We start from the raw sequence: 21054 nt of genomic DNA, 5'->3' as shown, positions 1-21054 counted from the left end.
TTTTGGATTTTACACCCGTGATACATCGGGATTTTTGGCGTATGCGGGCAGCAGGATCTCAATTTTCGTGCCTTGCCACACTTTGGATTGGACCTGGATTTCACCGCCGTGCGCTTCCACGATGGTTTTGGCGATGCTCATCCCCAGCCCTGAGCCTTCTGTGGATTCCTCGGTATTCGTTCCCCGGTAGTAGCGATTGAACAGATGATGCAGCGTTTCTTCGTCCATCCCTTTGCCATTATCGACTACGCGTATGCATGCCTTGTCGTTCATCCTGCCGACAGATACGGTGATGATCACGCCAGGCGGGTTATGCTTCACGGCGTTGGACAGCAAATTGTCCATCAGCCGCAGCAGCCAGGTTTCATCGGCCTGTATCAGCAAGGGACGCTCATCCCCAACATAGTGAAACTGATACTCGGACATCATGGTGTCGTTGACATACTTCAGTACGGAGCAGCGGACCAACTCAATCAAGTCGATCTCTCGAACCTTCATGATCGAATCACCCTGCTTGAGCTGATGAATCAAAGAAAAGTCGGAGATCAGCTCGAGCATATAATCCCCCTTCTCCCGAATCGTCGCGCCTATGATCCGCATCTCCTCATGGCTCCATTGCTCAGGCAAGCTCTCCAGCATATACCCATAACCTTGAATTGTGGCCAAGGGCGTGCGCAGATCGTGAGAGATTCCTGACATCCACTCCGCTTGCGCCTTCTCCAGCCGCTCCCGTTCCTTCTCGGTCTGAGTCAATTGATGAGTCATCTGATAGAAGGATTCGATCACTTCCTTATAGAGTCTATAGCTGATTCGCAACGTGCCGTTGCGGCGGAATACCTTGCGTACGTCCTTGGCGGTCAGTACCTGGTCGTATTGTCCCTTGCGCATACGATCGAACCAGCCTGCGAACAGAATCAGCGGCTGACCGTAGCGATAGCCATGCCAGATGGAGATCGGCAGCGCCAACAGCAGGATCAGTCCTGCAAACCAGACGAGTGCACGCGTTGCCGTTTCCATCACAGGATGCTTAAGAGGGGCTCCCGCTGTGTGGGTTGTATAGAGGATCCAGGTCATTCCGCTCAGCTTGTCCCGATGGGTGACAATATTCGTATCATAATTGCTGGGAGATTGCTGAATGGCCAGGATATCCAGCGGTCGATACGCCTTCTGCACATATGCGCCATCGCCGATGCTTTGTACGATCTGGCTTTCGGGATTGATCACCTCCAGATAACTGCCGCTTTGGCGCAGCCGCTGGTCCAAGAGGGGAACCGCCTCGCTACGCACGATTCCATGCTGTTCGTAAGCGTTGAACCAAGCCGTGAGCTGGTCAAGGTCAGGATTTTGGTAGCCCAACATATATAGAAGCGGCTCCTGGAAAGAAAAATTCAGCTGAGTGTGTACGGCATACGTCCCAAGCGTCCGTGTCTCCTGAATATCGAGCAGTTGAGCGATGGAGTAGGAGGCTGGTAGCGCATGATGCGGAGTTGTATTGACGGTGTAGATCACCGCTCCTTCGGCACTGACAACCTGCAGCCACATTCCTTTCTCCTCGATAAGCTTCTCCCACTCGGGGGAGATCTGAATCGTCCCGTCTTTGGAAGTAGCTTCTTGAGCGATCTGTTGCAGGACGCCAACCGGAAAGTTCCGGCGTATCTCATTACTCGTCATGTTCTGGAAAAATAGGATGCAGGCAACCAGAGTAATGGCCAGTATCAGCAGGGCGTAGAAAATCAATTGATACGTGAAATGGAATGCCATGCGCCGCTGGATCTTCATCGCTCCTGTGGCTCCTTCACCAGCTTGTAGCCGAGTCCGCGTACGGTAAGCAGCAGCTTCGGGTTGCCGGGGTCGATCTCGATCCGCTCCCGAATACGCCGGATATGCACCATCACGGTCGAGTCATCGCCCTGTCCGTTGATTCCCCAAACCTTGTCGTAGAGCTGTGTTTTGGAGAATACGATACCGGGAAACTTGCAGAAGTGCAGCAGCAGCTGGAACACCTGCGCTGGGCAAGGAACAGGCTGCCCAGCTACAATCAGCTCGCCCTCCGCCTCGTTGAGGGTGAAGCGGCCGAATCGGTAAACGCCCGGTTCGGTCCCCTTCACGGGACTGGTTGAGGGAGCTTCCGGCTCCAGACGGCGTATACGCGCCAGAATTCTCGCGGCCACCTCTAGAGGATTGAAGGGCTTCGTAATATAATCGTCCCCGCCCATGGCGAATCCTCGCAGGACATCAAGATCGGAAGCTTTGGCTGTCAGAAACAAAATATGCGGATTCCCGTATTCGCGGAGCTTGGAGATGAGCTCCAGACCGCTGCCATCGGGAAGCATGATATCGAGCAGGACGATATCGGGGGCTTCACGCTTTGCTACATCGAGAGCTTCGGCGCAGGTGGAAGCCGCGTACAGCTGATGAAACCCTTCCCTGCGAAGCACCATTTGCAGCATGGTGACAATCGAGGGCTCGTCGTCGACGATTGCGATTTTAATATCAGATAGACTTGTCATCATTTTCACCCTTTTCCATTTCCATAGTAGCATACTCACATGAACAGAACCTAAACGGCGGGAGCAAAATTAAGCTGATGTTTATCTAGCCGTTTAGGTTCTGTTTCATTGGGGCTGGTAGGATAGGGATGTGAAAACGATAAGGCCAACAAAGCGGGATCCTTGCATGCATATACCAACTCTTCGGATTGGGCAACCAAGGGGTAGTTCCATTGCTGGAGAAGGAAGGCTTCACGGTGGAAAGACAGTAGTACAAGCGTATCACCAAACCAAATAGTTAGGCCAATAGAGGAGGAAAATATATGATTATAACCACGACATCAACTATTGAAGGTTCCCCGATCAAACAGTATTTGGGCATTGTCACCGATGAAGTTATTATGGGAGCCAATGTGTTCAGAGACTTCAAAGCTTCAATTACCGATCTCGTAGGAGGGCGCTCGCGCGCTTACGAAGGCAAACTTCAGGAAGCGAGAGATGCGGCATTGGCTGAGATGACCCAGAAAGCTTCGGGGATGGGAGCAAATGGGATTGTCGGAGTCGATATTGATTACGAAGTTATTCGCGATGGCATGCTGATGGTCGCCGTAAGTGGGACGGCCGTGATCGTGTAAGCCACCTTACTAATGCCGCTACGTTCCAGGTAGTGGCATTTTTTATTAAAAAACATCCATAAAAGGAAATATAATCCAATAAATACTGTCAAAATGGTACCCCAGCTGCCTCGGCGCGGAGGTAAGGGAACTACAGTCCGCTATTCTAGCCAAAAGTGTCCTTTTCGCGAGGCTAAGGGAACTACAGTCCGCTATTTTTCTTTCTAGCGGGAAATTCAGCGCTTTTCGTGGAAATAAGACCCTGTAGTTCCGCTACGCCCCTCATATCCCATCTATTGCAGAAATAGCGCACTAGAGTTCCCATAGGTTTTGTCGCTACTGAGAAGCTGATCTCTCAAGGCGGCGATGCCGTTTTTTTACCTTAACAGTTATCTGAACTTGGTTAGCTAGGTTCCGCCTATTAAACTCTGGTGATGGGAAGAAATATTGGGTAACATAAATCTTGACAAAGGAGTCTGAAAGCGTAAACATCTGTTCGAGGAGGGAATGAGCATGATTCAAGCGATCCGGAGTTCATTGGAATGGAAGCTCATTCTCATTATTTTGCCATGATTTTTATGACGGTAACCGGGATCAGCACATTCAGCTTCATTAAAAGCTCTGAGGCGATCAATAATGATGTGGTGCGTTTCAGTAATCAGATTCTGAAGCAAGCCAACCTGAACTTGGGCCGATATTTAAGGGATAATGAACAGTTCTTTCATACGATTAGCGGAAGCAGAGAGTTTCAGGATTGGTTAAAGACTAGGCCCGATGATAAATATGATCTCTTCGATAGCTACCAAAAGATAGAAAAAAAATGGATTACCCCCTTTACCACCTATCATCCAGAAACTTTGTCCATCAAGTTGTATAACGAGAAGGGGAACGAGAGCACCTATCGGAACGAATATATGTGTGGGAATCCATTCTGGCACCTTAGTATTCGATGAAGAATGAATCGTGGCTGGAAAGTATGGATCTGACAGGAAAAATTTCACGCTATTATGCGATGAACGATCAGTACACCGATAAAGCAGGGAGTTCGATGAGAATCCCTATTTTAACTTATGCACAAAAGTTTCGTTTTGCCGAACAAACCGGTTATTTGGCAATCGATATTTCCCTTCATGCTAAACAGCAAATATTAAATGAAATCCAGCTGGGCGAGAACGGGCTTGGCATGATTATTGATCAATTGGGAACGATTGTATCCTACCCCGACCCTGGGCAAATCAATACAAAGCTGGATCCAGGCATTTTTATGAATATCAGCTCCAACCTCTCGGGCTCCTATTACAGCGCAAAATCGAAACAAATGTTCGTTTATCAAACGATCACAGGCACCGACTGGAAAGTTATTGTTATCGTACCTTACGGAGATTTGGCTAAAAGCATAGCGAATATTCGCCAGTTTCTGTAGAGCGATTATTGCCAGAAGGCGGGGCGCGTATTATCATTCGTTTCCCGTATCGATCCTAAGAGGGGGGTATAACATGATTCGAGTGCTTATTGTAGATGATTCCATGTTAATATGCAGCAGTTTGTCTAAATCCGTGTCGGGGTATAACGACACAACGGTCGTTTCGGGAACGGCTTCAAATGGCGTTATGGCGTTGGAATGGCTAGAAGACTATTATGCGTTGTGCATCACGGATATCCGAATGCCGGCCATGGATGGATTAGAGTTGATCGAACATATCAATCGGCTGTATCCCTGGATGAAGTACATGGTCGTTTCCAGCTACGACGATTTCCAATACGCGCAAAGCAGCATCAAGCTCTACGCGCTGGACTATATTCTGAAACCGATTGATCCGCGAGCCTTTCATGAGTCTTTGAGCTCGGCGATGGAGCGTATTATACAGGAACGAAATCATGAGGCTGCCCAATTGATTTTGCGCAAACTGCCTATGAATCGATCTTGGATGGGTATACGACTCGTATGAGCCATTTATCTACAAAGGTGCCCTGATGGATATGATCAGAGGCCGGGAAATTGGAAGAAATTATTATCAAGACCAGGTTTCAGGGCATAAAGTTATGGGAGGTATATTGCGATTGTCGCAGTCAGCACCACCCGCAGATAGCTTGAGAATGGCGAAGTCTGTGCTCAATGATTCGAATATCATTCCTAGAGGAGAAAAGGTTTTAAACGAAAGTGTATGCAGGTATGGACAGAGCTGTCCATCTGAAACCTGGCTTCGGATTCGGGGTTAGCATGTCGTCTAGCCGAATTGCTAATTATGAATCGGTTCTTTCACCGTTAGGGGATCACAGAAGGGGCAGATTTCTCTCCAACTGTAAACCTGTACTGCTTGCCCGGTACCACAGTGGATACGATGACCAGAGCCGATAATTCCAATACGAATTATTTAAGTCCCAATGCATGGACGGGGGGCAGCGAGCTTCTTAATCAATATGCGGCAGTGGGCATGGATTTGAAAGCCGTGAACAACACGCTTAAAGCGAGAAAAACCTGGTTTATGTTTGACGATGAAATCGTCGCCCTCGGCAGTGGAATTAACAGCACAGACAATCGGAAAATTGAAACGACCATTGAGAAGAGGATGCTGAATAAAGCGACCACTTCCAAAAGTATCGATATAGATTCTCCTGCTTCAACGCCAATTGCAAACGAGCCTCTGCGTCAGAAAGTGTATGCAGTAACGGACAGCAGCAACGACGGCAATGTGGCGCTGAATACACTGGACAATAATTTGGATTCCAGATGGACTTCCTTGGGCGACAATCAATGGATCCAGTATGACCTTGGCAAATCGCAGCCCATTGGTTATTTGGGCATTAACTTTCTGAGTCAGGCTTCCCTAGCAACTACATTCAATATTCAGGTGTCAAACGATAACTCCGTATGGACCAATGTATATAGCGAGAGTTCTATGGTTGGAGGAACATCTGCTGATATTAAGGTCTACGATTTTGCTGATGTGCAGGCAAGATATGTGAAAATTATCGGCCATGGCAACACGGCTAACCAATTTAAACACATTGTTGAGGTGCAAATTTATGCGCCTAATTCGCACCGGAAAGGATATTCCATTTGCTACAACGAACGCAGGGTATGTACAATTGTGGGTGAATGGAAGTACACTCAATGCGTACAGCCATTATGTGGAACTTGAAGTTTGGGCTCCTCCAGCACCTTAACCAACGCCACAGCAACGCCGCCACCACCAGCTAGAACAAGAAGCCCATCCAAACTTGAGATGGGCTTCTTGTGTGTTCACAACATTCTATATAAACAAAAGGTTAGATTATTGGTATTATTGTCATAATAGTGTGGGTGATTCCACTCATAAGGAGGAGGTCTACATGTCTATAACACCGATAAGTGTACTGATCATTGATGATGAATTGCCGTTAAGACAAGAACTCCGGTCTATGCCATGGCCTTCATTTGGGGCTGAACTGGTCGGAGAAGCGGAGAATGGAGAAGAGGCTTTGGAGCTGTGCAAGGTCTTGGAGCCTGATCTAGTTATCTCGGATATCACCATGCCCATCATGGATGGATTGGAATTGTTTCGCATCGCAAAAAAACAATTTCCACTCATCCAATTCGTGCTGTTAACCTGCCATAGCGACTTTCATTATGCGCAAGAAGCGCTGAAGTTAGGGGCTTTGGACTACTTTACGAAGCTATCGTTTGATGAAGCAGACATGAAGACAGCGATTGAAAAGGCGAGAGCGGCGATCAGACGTGAAACCGATTTAAGGGATTATGAGCAGGAACGAATACGCCGGGAGTTATCCAATCCGCAACAGACAGGAACAAGTGATGAACGGAGAATTCGAAAAGAAGTCAAACTGGCACAAAAAATTATCGTGAGCAAGCTGGGAGATCCGATTACGCTGACCTCCGTTGCGGATGAGGTGGGGCTGAGCTCGTATTACCTCAGCCGTCTGTTCCGGGAAGAAACCGGTGAATCCTTCAACGATTATGTCACTCGGATGCGCATGGAGAAGGCTGTGAACTTGCTTCAGAACACGCAGCTTAAAGTGTACGAAGTGGCCGAGCAAGTAGGGATTCCCAGCTACCGCTATTTTTCGCAGCTTTTCCGAAATTGGACCGGGGTAGCACCAACAGATTATAAAAAGGGCTGATGACAATATGAAAGCGCTTATATCCTGGTTTGGCAGTTGGGGCATGTTGGCCAAACATTTTCTTTTTTTATCACTGGGAACGCTTGTTCTGCTAGGAGGGCTTGGCTGGATCAACTTGCGCGAAGCGGAAGGATTGTTCCGGAGGCAGGTCGTGTCGGACGCCCAAATTATTATTGACCGAACCAATCTGTATATGAATGCTTATCTGGACAATGTGCAAAATATTCTTATGCTTATCTCGACCCGTGAAGATTTGTTGAACGAAGGCAAAGAGAAGGAGGCAGCGGATGTTCTGCGTTCGTATGCGAATATGAACAGAACGCTGTATAAATCGCTCTATTTGGTCGGTGAAGATGGTCATGTTATTTCCAACTCTCAAACCACCTTCGATATTATTGGCAATCCTCAAATTCCCATACTGCTCACGAAAGCCAAGCAAACCTACGGGATGTTTATCACTGAGCCCTATCAGTCCCCTATGTCGGGTAAAACTGTAGCCTTCGTTCTGCCGATTCAATCCTCTTCGACGAAATTATTCAAAGGGATTGCTGTCGTGGAAATCGATCTTGTTCAATTAACGAATCTAATCGCTCAATTCATGAATACGAAGAATCAAACATTTGCGATCATCACCAACAAAAAGAATGTTGTTCATTCGTTCGATGCCGGGCTCCCGCTTAGCTCCTACCGACTGCTTCCGTATAATACGTCTGTGTTCCCGCCGGAGCTGGATGCAGGCTTTGTCGACAAGGTGTCAGAACTTCCTCTAGGAGCAGCGGAGATTACAGGCTCGGAAGGCGATTTGGTTGCTGTGAAGTCCGGGATGAATAAGCTTGGCTGGTATTTTATTGCTTTCTATGAAAATAGTTTTTTTTATCAAAATATTCGCAGCCTTTACCGAAATTTCAGCACGGCGGGCGTTTTCTGGATATTCCTTGTCTTAATCAGCACCTATATGATAAGCCGGTATATTACGCTGCCTGTACGTACACTGGTTGCGAAGATGGACCGGGTTCGAGATATGGAAGTTCTTCACACCCTACACGCGACTGGAAATGATGAAATCGGCCGATTGGCCCGAAGCTATAACGCCATGATGGAGCGGATCCATCATCTGCTGCAGGAAACGAAGGAGGCGGAACGCCGCAAGAAGCATTTCGAGCTGAAAATGCTGCAGAGTCAAATCGCCCCCCACTTTTTGTATAACACATTGGCTTGTATTAGTTCTTTGGCCAAGCAGCACAAAATCGATGAGGTTCGGGAAACGATCAAGACACTTGTTGGCTTGCTGTCTTTCAGCTTTGATAAAAGCACGGAGTTCGTCACTTTGGCGGACGAGTTGGAAGGGCTGCGCATGTATGCGTACATTCAGAAGGTAAGATACGGTGATAAGTTCACGATGGAGATCGACGCCGCTTCTGAAACGCTATCCAAAACAATTCTGAAGCTAACCTTGCAGCCGCTTGTGGAAAATGCCATTTTCCATGGAATTGTTCCGCTCAAGCGTGAGGGAACGATCCGTATTCGGACGAAGTGCGTGAAGGATAAACTGATTATTACGATCAGGGACAACGGGCTTGGGATGAACTCAGAGGTCTTGAACAGTCTGTTTGAAGAGCGGCACAAAGCGCCGAGTAAACATAGATTCACAGGAATCGGGATTATGAATGTCCAAGAACGAATTGGGCTGCATTTCGGAACGGAGTACGGATTGTCTATTTTCTCCCGGCCAGAAAGCGGTACGTTGATTCGAATCGAACTTCCCGCTGTGGAACATGAACAGGTAGAAAAAACCAAATAAAGCGTTTGCAATAATTCGGACATTTTCGCAGGATCCCTGTATATTTTCCAAAGAAAGCGCTTGCTATACTAAATTCAACCCGTTAGTAAGCGAGTGAACAGATGGAAAAGAGGTGGCCGAATGGAACAGCAAATTGTAGCTGGGCAGAAAACAAAACTTAAATTAACAGCGAAGCAGATTTGGGCTTTTCGAGCTTTTTATCTCATGCTTTTGCCCGGTGTTATTTATTACGTTATTTTCCGCTATATTCCGATGTATGGTGTGATTATTGCGTTTAAGGATTTTCAAATATTGGATGGCATTCTCGGCAGTGGCTGGGCTGATCCATGGTACAAGCATTTTCAGACATTTTTTAATTCTCCGTATTTCGGACAGCTCATGGCCAACACTTTCATTATTAGTATCTATAAGTTGGTCTTTGGCATGGCCCCGCCAATTATTATGGCGCTGCTGCTTAATGAATGCAGGCTGCGCTGGTTTAAAACGGTCGTACAGACGCTAACGTACATGCCGCATTTCTTATCTTGGGTCATTATATACGGCATCTTAATCGCACTCCTTTCGCAGAACTCCGGGGTTGTCAACCGCTTTATCGAAGATGCCGGCGGACAATCGATAGGCTTCATGACATCGATCGATTACTTCCGGACGATTCTGGTAAGTTCCGAAGTTTGGAAAGATCTCGGTTGGGGCGCGATTATCTACTTGGCAGCGATGACAGCGATCGATCCGACCTTGTACGAGGCAGCTCGCGTGGATGGCGCAAGCCGTCTGCGGATGATTTGGCACATTACGCTGCCAGGCATTCGCAATGTGATTGTGCTTCTGCTCATCTTAAAGCTGGGTCATATTATGGATGCCGGGTTCGATCAAATTTATATTTTGTATAACATTCAAGTTTATCAAGTTGCCGACATATTGGACACCTGGGTGTTCCGGACAGGTCTGCAGCAGCTCAACTTCTCTCTGGGGGCAGCCGTTGGATTGTTCAAATCGTTTATTGGACTCGTTCTGGTACTCGGTTCCAATCAGTTATCCAAGAAATGGGGTGAGGGCATATGGTAAGAGGCTGGGAAGACCGGATCGTGAATACGATCGTTGTCCTCATTCTCGGGCTTGCTGCGCTAGCGGCCATAGTGCCGCTGATGTATGTGATAGCCGTATCCATCACACCTTTCTCTGAGGTACTGAAGAACGGCGGCTTCATCCTGATTCCGAAGTCCATCACCTTTAGCGCTTACCACAAGCTTTTCACCGAAACCAATATCCCAAAAGCTTTCTGGGTGACGATCTTCATCACCGTGGTGGGCACGCTGGTAAACCTGATCCTGACTTCGTTGATGGCTTATCCGCTTAGCCGCCGCAATCTCCCTGGCAGAAGCTATTTCCTGCTTATGGTCGTCTTTACGATGCTGTTCAGCGGGGGACTCATTCCGACCTATTTGGTTGTGAAATCGTTAGGGCTTCTGGATTCCGTCTGGTCCATGATTTTACCGAATGCGATTTGGAGCTTTAATATTTTGATCATGAAAAGTTTTTTTGAAAGCCTCCCTGAAGAGTTGTTTGAATCGGCTCGGATGGATGGCGCGAAGGAATTCCGGATTTTATGGCAAATCGTATTGCCGCTCTCTATTCCATCTATGCTCACGATTGGGTTGTTCTACATGGTGGGTCATTGGAATGAATTTTTCCAGGCGATTATGTACGTGACAGACCGCAATTTATTTCCACTGCAAGTCGTTATTCGCGAGATTCTCATGCTGACCCAGCAACCGCTGGAAAATGCCGAAAATATGCTTCCTACTGAAACGATGCAAATGGCGTCTGTTGTCTCTGCAAGCTTGCCGATCATTCTTGTATATCCGTTCATTCAAAAGCATTTCACCAAAGGCATGCTGATGGGCTCCGTCAAAGGTTGACCCCGTATGTTGAATGACTCAGGACTGCAGCCTGGTTCGTTCGGTAACGGCGACAATAGAAACATCTGTCACTTTCAAAGAAAGAAGGGGTATCTATGAAAAAGAAATTGCTCGTGCCAATTCTTCTCGCTATGACTTTCGCTGGTGGAACACTTATAGCTGGCTGCGGAGGAAAACCTGCTGCGGATAAGCCTATTGACTCAACTGCGCAGAGCAGCCCAACCGCAGCCAGCAGTAAACCGGTTAAGCTTGACATTATCGAAACGGGAAGCGGTCTTCCTTCTCCTGATCAGGATGTTATTAAGCAGGAACTGGATAAGGCGCTGGGCACGGATCTCAATCTGACCGTGTATGCATCCGGCGATGATTACAAAAATCAGTTGAACGTACGGATGTCATCCGCGAACTTCCCGGATCTATTCGCTGTAGACCGCCAGCAATTAAAGCAATTTACGGATCAAGGTCTCTTGCTGGACCTCACGCCTTATTTGGATAAGCTTAAGACGGTGCAAAACTTTATTGGGGCTGACAGTTTGAAGAAAGGGATGCTGAACGGCAAAACATATGCTATCGCCAAGTCGCCGCAAGTTCCCTACAATACGTACTGGATTCGGCAGGATTGGCTCGATAAACTGAATCTGAAAGTTCCTACCACCCCGGAAGAATTGCTCGAAGTTGCCAAAGCATTCACAGAGAAGGACCCAGACGGCAATGGAAAAAAAGATACGTACGGGCTCACTGGCGGCAAAGCGGGTGCATTTGATACTGTTTTCGGAGCTTATGGCGTAGGCATGGACGGCGGCACACCAAGCATTTATGTCAAGGATAATAAAGTAGTGAATGCACTGTATGATTCGGGGATGAAGGATGCGCTTGCTTTCGTACAGAAAATGATTGCTTCCGGCTCGGTGGATCCTGAGCTGCTGGCCAACTCAGGTCTTCAGCATCAACAAAAAGCGATTAAAGGGCAAGCGGGTATCGTCTATCTGGATTGGCCGAATGTTACGAAGGATCAATTTGTCGAGCAAATTAAAGCTGTGAATCCGAATGCCAAATGGGTACAGGTTGATGCAATCAAAGGACCAGGCGGCAAATATGCAAGCGCCTACGACATTGGGAAGGCAGCAGCGCTGTACGCGGTTCCGAAGTCGCTTGAGAAAAATCCGGAGAAGCTGCAGAAGGTCATTGACTTATTGAATTATGTTTCTTCGAAGGATGGTTCTTTGTTGGTGCAATACGGGGTGAAAGGCAAGCATTATAACCTCGATGGCAGTAAAGTTGTCCCAACAGACCTGATGGGCAAAGAAGGTGGCTATTTCTGGCTGTATCAATTCGCAGGCCGCCCGGAAATGGAGTATTTGACGGTGAAATTCGGACCGCAGGCTAAATTTATGGAATTCGCAAGCAAACAGCCGCACATTGATGGATTGGCTGGATTCGTTGATATGCCGAGTGGCTACAATGCCGCAGACGCGAGTCGCTATATTGAAGAAGAGTTCTCCAAATTCATGTATGGCAAGCGCCCGCTCAGCGAGTATGACAGCTTCCTGAAGACATTGGAAACTTCGATGAATTATAAAGCGTACTTAGATGCAGCGGACAAACGAATCAAAGAGCTCGGTTATGTGAAGTAGAAGTTGAGGAGAAGGAAGGGGAAAGTGCCTTCCTTTTCTTTTAAAAGATAAATTTACACGAGTAAAAAAGTGGCCATTATTTAATAGGAGGAGTGTATTCACATGACACAAACAAAACTGGATATTCCAGCGCTAATTCAACAATTTAACGAGAATGGTTATTTGATCTTGCCAGGTGTTCTGTCGGAAGATAAAGTTAATCGTTTGAATGCTGCCATTGACCGAATCGTTGCCGAAGAGCCGGAATCATTAGCTCATAACATCTATAACAGTGTAGAGCGTGACGATGAAATAGCTTCACTTATCGACGAGCCGACGCTGCTTCCGCTAATGGTGAATCTGCTGGGCTATAATATTCAGCTGCACATCTCACATTTGACCATACGCAAACCGAACCCGAACGATGTAAAAACGGAATCGCATAGTTTCATCAACTGGCATCAAGACGGTCCGCATCCACAGTTTCCGAAGCAAGACGGCATTACCTCTACCTATTATATTAAAACCTGCTATATTCTGAGCGACATGTCGGGGCCGGACCGTGGGAATACGAAAATTGTTCCTGGTTCGCATAATAAGCACTTTCATCCAGAGAGTCAGGATGTTCATGGTCAGATGGCAGGTGAAGTGCAAATATGCGGCAAACCGGGTGATGTGTTCATTTTCCCACAAAACCTATGGCATGCTGGGGCGCCTAATCGCTCGGAATTTACACGCCGGCAGTTGTTTCTGGGCTACAGCCCGATCTGGATGAGGCCTATTGATTATCGAACGGCTTCAGACAGGCTTTTGGAAAACGCTTCTCCTTATCGCAAGCAGCTTCTTGGCGTTATTGATGAGAACCCGTTTAAATACTATGTTCCCTCAGAATCTATGGTACCATTGAAGGAGCTGCCTCTCGGTTAACGGCGGGAATACATTTGGTATTTGATTATTCCTGTAAGATACTTATTTTAATTGATGAATAATATGGTCTGCCGTGCGGATCGCTAAGGCAACCGTTGTCAATGTAGGATTGGCGGCCCCGCTGTAGGGGATAACGCTATTGTCAGCCACATATAGGTTGGACATTCCGTGTATACGCCCATAGGAGTTCGTGGCAGAAGTGGAAGGGTCGTTGCCCATACGGCAACTTCCCATTTCATGGTAATCTTCTCCCGGTACGAATAAAGATAATTCGGGCTGGTGGTTTTTTACGGCGATGGATGCTTGTAGACTGGAAATCATTTTATTTGTAGCGTACAGCATTTGCCCAATAATGGTCTTATCCTTCTCGCTATAGGAGAAATGAATCTGTATTTCTGGTACCCCGTACGTGTCCAATCTATTGGGGGTTAGAGAGATGTAATTTTCAAACTGCGGCTCGACAACACCCAGGGTTTCGATTCCGATATCAAATTCTTTGAGGATTTGTTTATTTTCAAAAACCGGATACCATAAATATTTTTCTAGATCCGGACCATAGATGATCATTTGATAAGGATCACCAACTGTTCGAGGTTTCCAAATAAACAGCGTCCCTAACACATCTGGAAAATAGCTGCGGTCAATCTTTACGGTTGCAACTATTTTGGAGTGATTCATTAAATAATGACCGATGGCTTTTCCTGGTATTCCCGAATATAAGAGAAGGCGGGGAGTTTCCCAAGTACTCGCGGACACGACAATTGTTTTTGCTTTGATGAAGTAAGATTTTTTGTCTGGTGACATGACCCGTACACCTGTTGCGCTTCCATTGGCGGACAAGATCTGAACAGCGCGCGCATTTACGGCTAAATCAAACGGCCGCTGATTTAAGGCCGAACCCAGAAAGGCAATAGAACTGAATAGAGCGTTGGAATGGACTTGACCGAACTTCGTTGCCGAAAGGTCAATTGCCGTTGGCAGCTCTGTAACCTCAGGGAAACCGCTTCTTCTAAGTATTTCGAGCATCACCGTAGTAATCGTGGAATCTTGCGTATATCCTTTCGAAATATTCATAACCCGTTCAGCGGTATTATAATAGGGGGTCAATTCTTCGTAAGAGATTGGCCATTCCTTCATGTCTACGGGATGCATGCGAGGCGAAGCCGTCGACCAGAACAAGGTTTTGCCTCCCAACGCGAAAACTTGGGATGCTCCTGGATAGTCAGGTTGGGATTTTCCTAGCGGATGCGAAATATTTTTGTAGAAATCCCGTTTACGGGATGCATTCAACGTAGGAATATTCATACTATGCGTGGGAATTAAGAGATCTCCTCTCTCGACGATACCAATCCGTTTGCCGTTTAGTCCCCATTGCTCGCATAATCTCCATAGGACTGCAGGACCCCCGGCCCCGGCCCCGATAATAAGCACATCGTATTCTGTTTGGGACATTTGCTCTAATGAAGTTAAAGGAATCCACTGTTTTAGATCGGTTTCGGGAGGCTGAGGGGCAGCGATGGGAATAGGAATCATTCTTTTGAAAATCACCTTTTGCCCAGCGATGTAAGTATCGGGATTTTGAATGTGTGGATTGAGAGATAGTAGTTTGTGTATATCAAGCCGCAAACTATAGGCGATACTCCTTAAGGTATCACCCGTTTGTGCAATATAGGAATCCATAACAGGTCACATCCATTCAGCAATTATGATATATCTTATGAGCAAGAATTCTATTTATGAGGATGGGTTTTGCTGAAAAGGTCATTGAGAAAGGTATTTCTTTTATTAGTCAATCAGTTGGAGCTTTTAAGAATCTTTCTAGCTTGCAAGTCAACCAAGCTGAGGGAATATTATCAAATATTCGACAACTTAATCAATCGTTTGCAAGTAAAAGACAAGCAAACTATATAGAGTTGAGGATTGATTTAGAGCGTAGGATTAGACAATTGTTCATAGATAAAGGCGGTGTACCTAAGAAATCATTTCCTCATTACATGACTTTAGGTACATGCGATTGGCTAAAGGGATGGTATAAAGAAGGTGCAAGCTTGAGAATAGCGATTGAGAATCTGAATTTAAACGCAATCAGTTTTACATATGGTGACTCATTTCCAGCAATGCGCGTACAAGATGGAAAACCGTATAGGGGGCAAGTTTATACGTTTGAGGAGCTACCAAGACTACTTGAACTCTACGGTTTACCCCAAGTTTGGAATTGTGATGGCAGTCTAGCTCCAGAAAGATACATAGAGGCTCAGGTTTGGGATGATGAGGTACTTAAATACATAATGTAAAAGAGCAATTTCATTGAAAATAAGTTTAGAGGTGTTTAACAATGATTATAAGAAAAGCGGTATTAGAGGATGTATCAGGACTAGTACACGCCCATATAAACAGCTTGAAAACTTCACATAAGGGGATCTTGTCGCAAGATTTTCTTGATAACCTAAACCATAAATGGTCAACCCCACGGTTCACTGAAGCATTAAGTAATCCTAAATCTAAAGTAAGCATTTATGTCGCAGAGAGCCATAGTAAACAAATCGCTGGATTCATCTGGGGCGGTAAGCAACGAAAAGATGATGATGTTTATAAAGGAGAAATCTATGCGATATACTTATTAAACGAATACCAACGCTTGGGACTGGGAAGTAAATTAGTAAAGAGTTTGGTGAATGACTTAATGGACTTTGGAATTAACTCAATGCTTGTTTCAGTCTTTGCTGAAAATGCTTCGTCTCGTCAATTTTATGAAAGTGTTGGTGGGCAGAAAATTCTTGAGGGGACTGTTGAAGTGAATGGTCAAACTTATAAGGATATTACTTATGGTTGGACTGATATTAAATTAGTTTTCGGATTAAAATAGAATGCTATGTCAATAGAATATGGAATTTGTTTAAAACGATAGAATAATGTATTTCTTGAAAATTTTCGTAGGAGGAATTTTTATGACTAATGAAAGAAATGTTGTTGGTATTAACGAATCTAATATTGAAGATATTGATATGAATGAATTTTATTGGATATAAGCAGAATAAAATTGCATGAAGAATTGTCGGAGTTAGCACACTCCCTACACTTTCAAATAGAATCAAATGTTCCAATATTACCGTCTGAAGAAGGTATTTTGGTTTTCTATAATCAAATTACCGTGAATTCAATTGTTGCGTATTCGAATAACATACAGCGAAGATATAATGAATTACTTAAAGAACCGAGAATAATTGAAACATCACATTTTTATTATGTATTGGTTGAAGGTGATGCAAAAAGAAAGTATTTTAGACAGCAATTTAAAAATAAGTTTATTTCAAATGAATGGGATGAAAAAGGTAATATACCCAAAGCTATGATTGACAATAAACCCCTATGATTGGGGTTACAAACTAAAAGAGAAGTTTTATTAACAGGCATCATCACTGAATGGTGCTTTTTTCATGTCCATGAGAGCATCTAGAAACCTGTCAAAATGAGAAAGCAAGCTTTTGAATAAAAGCCCCCCAGGATACTTGCCTACTCAATAATCAACTTATTTTTCCTGACTAAATAAACGAAGTAAAGGAGCAAAGGAATGCCTAGCGCGCAGGTAGCATCCCAGAAAATATAATAGCTGACAATGGAATTGAAATAAACGATATTCGTGGTTATTGCAAAGGCAAGTCCAAAGATTACAAACCCAGCCGGAACCGATAGGATTCGGTAGTCGCGAAGGTTGAGTAATTGGGAAGTGCCGAGCAGTAAAGCATAGAAGTCCAAGATGCACTTAAAATAGGTGGATATAATCCAATTGATCGCAAGGATGGCTTCAACCCGTTGGACGAAATTACCGATGTTGATTTTCTGTGCGGTCAGATAAGCCGCATAAAGTTCAATGGATGCCAAGTTGGGTCCGATGACTGTAATGGTGAGCAGTATCGTTGAACTAATGGCAATACCGCCGAAAGTTACACCTAGTAGATAATCCCTTTGCGTATGATCTTTGGAGATCACTTGGGGAAAAATCATCAGAAACGTGCACAGCTCGCAAAATGTAAAGGTACTGCTGTATAAAGAGCCATGAATGATAGCCAGTATGCCTTCACCCATGAAGGGATGGAGCTTCTCGAATTTGACTTGGGGGATGAGCAAAATAAAGAGAGAAAAGAATAGCAGTAAATACAAAGGGAAGAAAGTTTCACTTGTTCGCGCAATTGTCTCCAACCCGCTTTTGACGCCCCAAACTAACAGGATGATCATCATAATATGAATGGCATGCAGTGGGGTTACGGTGAATATCTGCGTTTTCAAGAAGTCTCCTACTTCTCGGATCAAGATGGAGACAGAGGTGAGGAAATAATATAAATAGAAGATCGTGATGAAGCCGCCTGCCCATTTGCCCAGCAAGACACGGTTATATTGAACAAGAGTTAGTTTTGGGAATAAACGGCTAAACCGGAATAGGAGCCAGGCAATCGGCCATCCGACAAGAAATCCAGTGCCTCCCGATAGCCAAGCATCTTGTTTGGAAGCCGCAGCAGTTAAGGAGGGCAGGATCAGCAGCATATCACCGATAATAAAATAGATAACAAGTATGGCTAACTGTTTGGTGCTTATGATTCTATTTTCCATCCTATTAACCATCCTTTACGTTCAGTGCGTGCTTCATCCACTCATTCAGCGGTTTGTACATGAGTTCAGGCAGTTTCATTAGACTAGGAATTTGGATTTCATTTAGTGCAAATACGCTAAGAAGAGAGCCGATAATCAACACAATCGAATACGTGAATACATCTCTTCTACGGGATTGTCTAATTAATGCAGGGAGCTCGCATACAGCAGCTAGTATCGCCAACGTTGCCACGATGAGTATGGTATACAGCACGATTTATTTCTCCTTCATTCTTTTTTCCACGGAGTTGGTGATCATTCCTATGTTACGGATGTTAATGCTCGTTTGATATACGACTTTAAGATCCGCAAAATGGTTGTCCCAATCGTCTCCAATCGATTTCCATAATTTAGGGCTTGCTTCGTAAGTGGCTTGACCAAAACCGAAGATATCGACTTTATACTTTTTTTGCATCACTTCAACTGATTTTTTCATCAAGGCTTCCAGATCATGTTCAGCTTCTTTTTGCAACCACTCAATCGTTTGAGGTTCATTTAAATTGATGTGGCAGGTTACTTCGCCAATATTCACATCCATTTTAATCGCCACTTGCATATAGGGGTCCTCTTGTTCCATGAAGCTTTTGACATCCGTATGAGAACGAAGTACCTCCAAAGAGATCAATTTACCATCGGGACAGTGAATAGTGCCAACCGTGCTTTTTACTTGATTTTGGATGTAGTTATAGCCTTTGCCTTCATCTGTGGTGAGCCAACCAACCAATTTATCATTTTTAAAAGCGGCCAATCCGGAATATCGCAACTTGACAGGCGGATCAATATCCTCAACTTTGTTTTCAGCAAGGCCATGTTCAACAATCGAAATGCCGGGCAAAACCGGATTCATACCTTTGGTCATCAATTGGTCAATTAAGATATCGACGGTAACTTTCGTGATCGGAGCCCACACTTTGGACGAAGTATCAAGGGAATGAAACAAAGCTTCTGCTGGAATATTGTCCAGTGGTGTCAAGATTTTGAGAATGTTTTCGGCGGATGTCTTTCTCGCAACCATAACGTAATAGTCAACTCGAGTTTCTGGATTTCGGACTAGAAGGTCCAGTACCTTGGCTATTCCTTCCTGGGCTATGGCTTCACTCAAAATTAACACTCGTATGTGCGCCGTATAAATTTTTCGTGGACTCGTTTCAGTCAGTTTGCGGAAGGCCTCAAATAAGGTAGGGGCAGTTGCTTGAAATAAGGTTACCGGGGCGCCATATTTTCTTGCCCGCGTGCCTACTTCACCTGGAACGACAACTTGCACAGAGAGTTGATATTGATTACCTACTTTATCGATAGCAACCCCCGCAAGAATGCCTAGTTCATTCAATTCACGTCGATCCCAACAACTGGTCAACACCATGATAAGCAATATGCCGACTACAAGCCCCCTTGGTATTCGTATCATAGGCCTTCACCTCTGAAATTCGCGTTATTTGTGTTTAGAAGCTTGCTGACGAACTTTATCTTTTTGATTAAATAGTCTAGGGCGGGTAATCATCCGTGGCCATGCCAAGCGGAACAAAGTATCTTTCTGATCTTCGAAAACAATCGGAGCCAGCGGGCTCATATAAGGAATTCCGAAGGAGCGGAGACTGTTAAGATGAAGCGCCAGTATAATAATCCCGGAGAGTATTCCAAATAAACCAAAAGAAGCGGCTAAGCCCATTAATACAAAACGGATCATGCGTACAGAAATGGACATGGCATTCGCAGGGATTACATAACTTGAGATGGCTGTGATAGAAACGATGATCACCACGGCGGCTGATATAATCCCAGCTTCCACGGCGGATTGGCCAATGACGAGAGTGCCCACGATGGATACAGCTTGACCGACCGTTCGTGGCATTCGAATGCCTGCTTCACGTAATATTTCATAAATAATTTCCATCAACAAAGCTTCGATAAAAGCGGGGAAGGGTACACCTTCCCGTTGTGCAGCTAGATTCAATAGGAGATTGGTCGGCAGCATCTCTTGATGGTAGGTTGTAATCGCAATGTACATGGAGGGAACGAGCAGTACGATCAAGAATGACAAGTAACGAATCACTCTTATCAATGTACTGATGTCAGCCCGTTGATAATAATCTTCAGAGGTTTGCATGAAATGAACGAATAACGCCGGGACGAGTAATACGAAGGGGGTCCCGTCGATCAAGATAGCAATTCTACCCTCTAACAGGCCTGCGGCGATCGTGTCCGGTCGCTCCGTGTTATACACGGTAGGAAAGGGGGTGAACGATTTATCTTGAATAAACTCTTCGATGTAGCCGCTTTCCAATATGCCGTCTATATTAATTTGGCTCAGGCGGTGTCGAGCTTCTTGGATAATATGATCATCCGCAATTTGGCTTATATACATAATCGCGACGCTTGTTTTCGTAACCTCGCCAATTTCATGCACTTCCAGCCATAAGTGTGGATTTTTGATTCTACGGCGAATCAATGAAATATTCGTTTTGATATTTTCAGTGAAAGCATCCATGGGACCACGAATACTCGGTTGAGATGTCGGTTCACTGATCGTTCTCTCTTCGCGCCCTGTAACGCCGATACGCAGCCCCTCTGCATAACCGTCCATCAACAGGATGGCGTCACCTGACAGAAGATGGGTAAATAGCGAGCTCAGCTCTTGAATGGAGCCAATGTCGCCGACGGAAAGCGTTTGTTCTTTGAGGTAAGCGAGCGGGTTGTCTGCATCAATGAGATCGAACTCGGTGTTCAATTTTTTGAGATCAATTAGCGAGCCGATGATATCGGATTGAATCATGTCAATGTCTGTTAAACCATTCATATAAAACAAGGCAATCTGCCATTCATTGATCAAAACCATTTGTCTTATTATAAGATCTGGACTTCCTCCCAAGGCATTGTGAATCGTTTGAATATTCATGTCTAGGTCGATATCCAAGCAATCAT

At 45.2% G+C, this 21054-nt stretch carries 22 protein-coding genes and 1 pseudogene; 16 read left to right on the top strand and 7 right to left on the bottom strand.

Going from position 1 to position 21054, the window contains the following annotated elements; genetic code table 11:
• Positions 1–9 precede the first annotated feature (9 nt).
• Both IEY34_RS12065 and IEY34_RS12060 read right to left on the bottom strand, forming a co-directional pair.
• Positions 10–1779, bottom strand: a complete 1770-nt coding sequence (locus IEY34_RS12065; RefSeq protein WP_189011727.1) for a sensor histidine kinase — start codon at positions 1777–1779, stop codon at positions 10–12.
• On the bottom strand, positions 1776–2510 hold the full coding sequence (locus IEY34_RS12060; RefSeq protein ID WP_189011804.1) for a response regulator transcription factor: 735 nt from the start codon (positions 2508–2510) through the stop codon (positions 1776–1778). The genes IEY34_RS12065 and IEY34_RS12060 overlap by 4 nt, the downstream gene beginning before the upstream one ends.
• A 302-nt stretch (positions 2511–2812) precedes the next feature.
• Between IEY34_RS12060 and IEY34_RS12055 the strand changes: the two genes are divergently transcribed.
• The 13 genes and pseudogenes from IEY34_RS12055 to IEY34_RS11995 all read left to right on the top strand — a co-directional run bounded on the left by IEY34_RS12055 (position 2813) and on the right by IEY34_RS11995 (position 13485).
• The gene (locus IEY34_RS12055) at positions 2813–3124 is read left to right on the top strand and encodes a YbjQ family protein (RefSeq protein ID WP_189011726.1); all 312 of its coding nucleotides are present in this window, start codon (positions 2813–2815) and stop codon (positions 3122–3124) included.
• A 521-nt stretch (positions 3125–3645) separates the two neighbouring features.
• Positions 3646–4056 carry a hypothetical protein gene (locus IEY34_RS12050; protein ID WP_189011724.1) on the top strand — a complete coding sequence of 137 codons (411 nt, stop codon included), beginning with the start codon at positions 3646–3648 and terminating at the stop codon, positions 4054–4056.
• A complete protein-coding gene (locus IEY34_RS12045) occupies positions 4053–4526 on the top strand; it encodes a cache domain-containing protein (protein WP_189011722.1) in 474 nt (157 codons plus the stop codon). The genes IEY34_RS12050 and IEY34_RS12045 overlap by 4 nt, the downstream gene beginning before the upstream one ends.
• Before the next feature lie 73 nt (positions 4527–4599).
• A complete protein-coding gene (locus tag IEY34_RS12040; RefSeq protein WP_189011720.1) occupies positions 4600–5052 on the top strand; it encodes a response regulator in 453 nt (150 codons plus the stop codon).
• A 25-nt stretch (positions 5053–5077) separates the two neighbouring features.
• A complete protein-coding gene (locus IEY34_RS37815; protein WP_189011802.1) occupies positions 5078–5323 on the top strand; it encodes a hypothetical protein in 246 nt (81 codons plus the stop codon).
• Positions 5277–5643, top strand: a pseudogene (locus IEY34_RS37810) (polysaccharide lyase family 8 super-sandwich domain-containing protein); the annotation flags it as partial. The gene IEY34_RS37815 and the pseudogene IEY34_RS37810, both read left to right, overlap by 47 nt.
• A 30-nt stretch (positions 5644–5673) precedes the next feature.
• Entirely contained in the window at positions 5674–6246 is a 573-nt protein-coding gene (locus IEY34_RS37805; protein ID WP_373291234.1) for a discoidin domain-containing protein, read from the top strand.
• 190 nt (positions 6247–6436) lie between these two features.
• The gene (locus tag IEY34_RS12020; RefSeq protein ID WP_189011714.1) at positions 6437–7225 is read left to right on the top strand and encodes a response regulator transcription factor; all 789 of its coding nucleotides are present in this window, start codon (positions 6437–6439) and stop codon (positions 7223–7225) included.
• Between the two features lie 7 nt (positions 7226–7232).
• Complete coding sequence (locus IEY34_RS12015) at positions 7233–9026, top strand: sensor histidine kinase (protein WP_189011711.1); 1794 nt, start codon at positions 7233–7235, stop codon at positions 9024–9026.
• A gap of 120 nt (positions 9027–9146) precedes the next feature.
• Entirely contained in the window at positions 9147–10091 is a 945-nt protein-coding gene (locus IEY34_RS12010; RefSeq protein ID WP_189011709.1) for an ABC transporter permease, read from the top strand.
• Positions 10085–10945: a carbohydrate ABC transporter permease gene (locus tag IEY34_RS12005; protein ID WP_189011707.1), complete on the top strand. Its 861-nt coding sequence runs from the start codon at positions 10085–10087 to the stop codon at positions 10943–10945. Before IEY34_RS12010 ends, IEY34_RS12005 begins: the two co-directional genes overlap by 7 nt.
• 95 nt (positions 10946–11040) lie before the next feature.
• On the top strand, positions 11041–12579 hold the full coding sequence (locus tag IEY34_RS12000) for an extracellular solute-binding protein (protein WP_189011705.1): 1539 nt from the start codon (positions 11041–11043) through the stop codon (positions 12577–12579).
• 102 nt (positions 12580–12681) lie between these two features.
• Positions 12682–13485 carry a phytanoyl-CoA dioxygenase family protein gene (locus IEY34_RS11995; RefSeq protein WP_189011697.1) on the top strand — a complete coding sequence of 268 codons (804 nt, stop codon included), beginning with the start codon at positions 12682–12684 and terminating at the stop codon, positions 13483–13485.
• A 42-nt stretch (positions 13486–13527) separates the two neighbouring features.
• Here IEY34_RS11995 and IEY34_RS11990 read toward each other — a convergent pair whose 3' ends face one another.
• A complete protein-coding gene (locus tag IEY34_RS11990; RefSeq protein ID WP_189011695.1) occupies positions 13528–15165 on the bottom strand; it encodes a GMC oxidoreductase in 1638 nt (545 codons plus the stop codon).
• A gap of 62 nt (positions 15166–15227) precedes the next feature.
• Between IEY34_RS11990 and IEY34_RS11985 the strand changes: the two genes are divergently transcribed.
• The 3 genes from IEY34_RS11985 to IEY34_RS11975 all read left to right on the top strand — a co-directional run bounded on the left by IEY34_RS11985 (position 15228) and on the right by IEY34_RS11975 (position 16858).
• Complete coding sequence (locus IEY34_RS11985) at positions 15228–15779, top strand: hypothetical protein (RefSeq protein ID WP_189011693.1); 552 nt, start codon at positions 15228–15230, stop codon at positions 15777–15779.
• Between the two features lie 41 nt (positions 15780–15820).
• Entirely contained in the window at positions 15821–16351 is a 531-nt protein-coding gene (locus IEY34_RS11980; RefSeq protein WP_189011691.1) for a GNAT family N-acetyltransferase, read from the top strand.
• 174 nt (positions 16352–16525) lie between these two features.
• A complete protein-coding gene (locus IEY34_RS11975) occupies positions 16526–16858 on the top strand; it encodes a hypothetical protein (RefSeq protein ID WP_189011689.1) in 333 nt (110 codons plus the stop codon).
• A gap of 140 nt (positions 16859–16998) precedes the next feature.
• On the opposite strand, the gene IEY34_RS11970 is transcribed toward IEY34_RS11975, so the two are convergent.
• From IEY34_RS11970 to IEY34_RS11955, 4 genes are read right to left on the bottom strand one after another with little or no spacing between them, the layout of a single operon-like run.
• Entirely contained in the window at positions 16999–18093 is a 1095-nt protein-coding gene (locus IEY34_RS11970) for a GerAB/ArcD/ProY family transporter (RefSeq protein WP_189011687.1), read from the bottom strand.
• A 4-nt stretch (positions 18094–18097) separates the two neighbouring features.
• Complete coding sequence (locus IEY34_RS11965) at positions 18098–18346, bottom strand: hypothetical protein (RefSeq protein WP_189011686.1); 249 nt, start codon at positions 18344–18346, stop codon at positions 18098–18100.
• A 3-nt stretch (positions 18347–18349) separates the two neighbouring features.
• Positions 18350–19540 (bottom strand): Ger(x)C family spore germination protein, encoded by a 1191-nt coding sequence (locus tag IEY34_RS11960; RefSeq protein ID WP_189011683.1) that lies wholly within the window; start codon positions 19538–19540, stop codon positions 18350–18352.
• A 24-nt stretch (positions 19541–19564) separates the two neighbouring features.
• The gene (locus IEY34_RS11955) at positions 19565–21028 is read right to left on the bottom strand and encodes a spore germination protein (RefSeq protein ID WP_189011681.1); all 1464 of its coding nucleotides are present in this window, start codon (positions 21026–21028) and stop codon (positions 19565–19567) included.
• Positions 21029–21054: the final 26 nt, after the last annotated feature.

It is taken from the genome of Paenibacillus marchantiophytorum (assembly GCF_014640555.1).
Taxonomy (GTDB): Bacteria; Bacillota; Bacilli; order Paenibacillales; family NBRC-103111; genus Paenibacillus_E; species Paenibacillus_E marchantiophytorum.
Note: the sequence above shows the minus strand (reverse complement) of the source record. Positions and strands in the feature narration are given on the sequence as shown.

Coding starts and splice junctions, on each gene's coding strand:
- IEY34_RS11970 (WP_189011687.1), bottom strand. CDS start 18,093: ATGGAAAATAGAATCATAAGCACCAAACAGTTAGCCATACTTGTTATC.
- IEY34_RS11955 (WP_189011681.1), bottom strand. CDS start 21,028: ATGAATATTCAAACGATTCACAATGCCTTGGGAGGAAGTCCAGATCTT.
- IEY34_RS11990 (WP_189011695.1), bottom strand. CDS start 15,165: ATGGATTCCTATATTGCACAAACGGGTGATACCTTAAGGAGTATCGCC.
- IEY34_RS12015 (WP_189011711.1), top strand. CDS start 7,233: ATGAAAGCGCTTATATCCTGGTTTGGCAGTTGGGGCATGTTGGCCAAA.
- IEY34_RS12055 (WP_189011726.1), top strand. CDS start 2,813: ATGATTATAACCACGACATCAACTATTGAAGGTTCCCCGATCAAACAG.
- IEY34_RS12050 (WP_189011724.1), top strand. CDS start 3,646: ATGGAAGCTCATTCTCATTATTTTGCCATGATTTTTATGACGGTAACC.
- IEY34_RS12020 (WP_189011714.1), top strand. CDS start 6,437: ATGTCTATAACACCGATAAGTGTACTGATCATTGATGATGAATTGCCG.
- IEY34_RS12040 (WP_189011720.1), top strand. CDS start 4,600: ATGATTCGAGTGCTTATTGTAGATGATTCCATGTTAATATGCAGCAGT.
- IEY34_RS37815 (WP_189011802.1), top strand. CDS start 5,078: ATGGATATGATCAGAGGCCGGGAAATTGGAAGAAATTATTATCAAGAC.
- IEY34_RS11995 (WP_189011697.1), top strand. CDS start 12,682: ATGACACAAACAAAACTGGATATTCCAGCGCTAATTCAACAATTTAAC.
- IEY34_RS11985 (WP_189011693.1), top strand. CDS start 15,228: ATGGGTTTTGCTGAAAAGGTCATTGAGAAAGGTATTTCTTTTATTAGT.
- IEY34_RS11980 (WP_189011691.1), top strand. CDS start 15,821: ATGATTATAAGAAAAGCGGTATTAGAGGATGTATCAGGACTAGTACAC.
- IEY34_RS12065 (WP_189011727.1), bottom strand. CDS start 1,779: ATGAAGATCCAGCGGCGCATGGCATTCCATTTCACGTATCAATTGATT.
- IEY34_RS37805 (WP_373291234.1), top strand. CDS start 5,674: ATGCTGAATAAAGCGACCACTTCCAAAAGTATCGATATAGATTCTCCT.
- IEY34_RS11960 (WP_189011683.1), bottom strand. CDS start 19,540: ATGATACGAATACCAAGGGGGCTTGTAGTCGGCATATTGCTTATCATG.
- IEY34_RS12045 (WP_189011722.1), top strand. CDS start 4,053: ATGAAGAATGAATCGTGGCTGGAAAGTATGGATCTGACAGGAAAAATT.
- IEY34_RS12000 (WP_189011705.1), top strand. CDS start 11,041: ATGAAAAAGAAATTGCTCGTGCCAATTCTTCTCGCTATGACTTTCGCT.
- IEY34_RS12010 (WP_189011709.1), top strand. CDS start 9,147: ATGGAACAGCAAATTGTAGCTGGGCAGAAAACAAAACTTAAATTAACA.
- IEY34_RS12060 (WP_189011804.1), bottom strand. CDS start 2,510: ATGACAAGTCTATCTGATATTAAAATCGCAATCGTCGACGACGAGCCC.
- IEY34_RS12005 (WP_189011707.1), top strand. CDS start 10,085: ATGGTAAGAGGCTGGGAAGACCGGATCGTGAATACGATCGTTGTCCTC.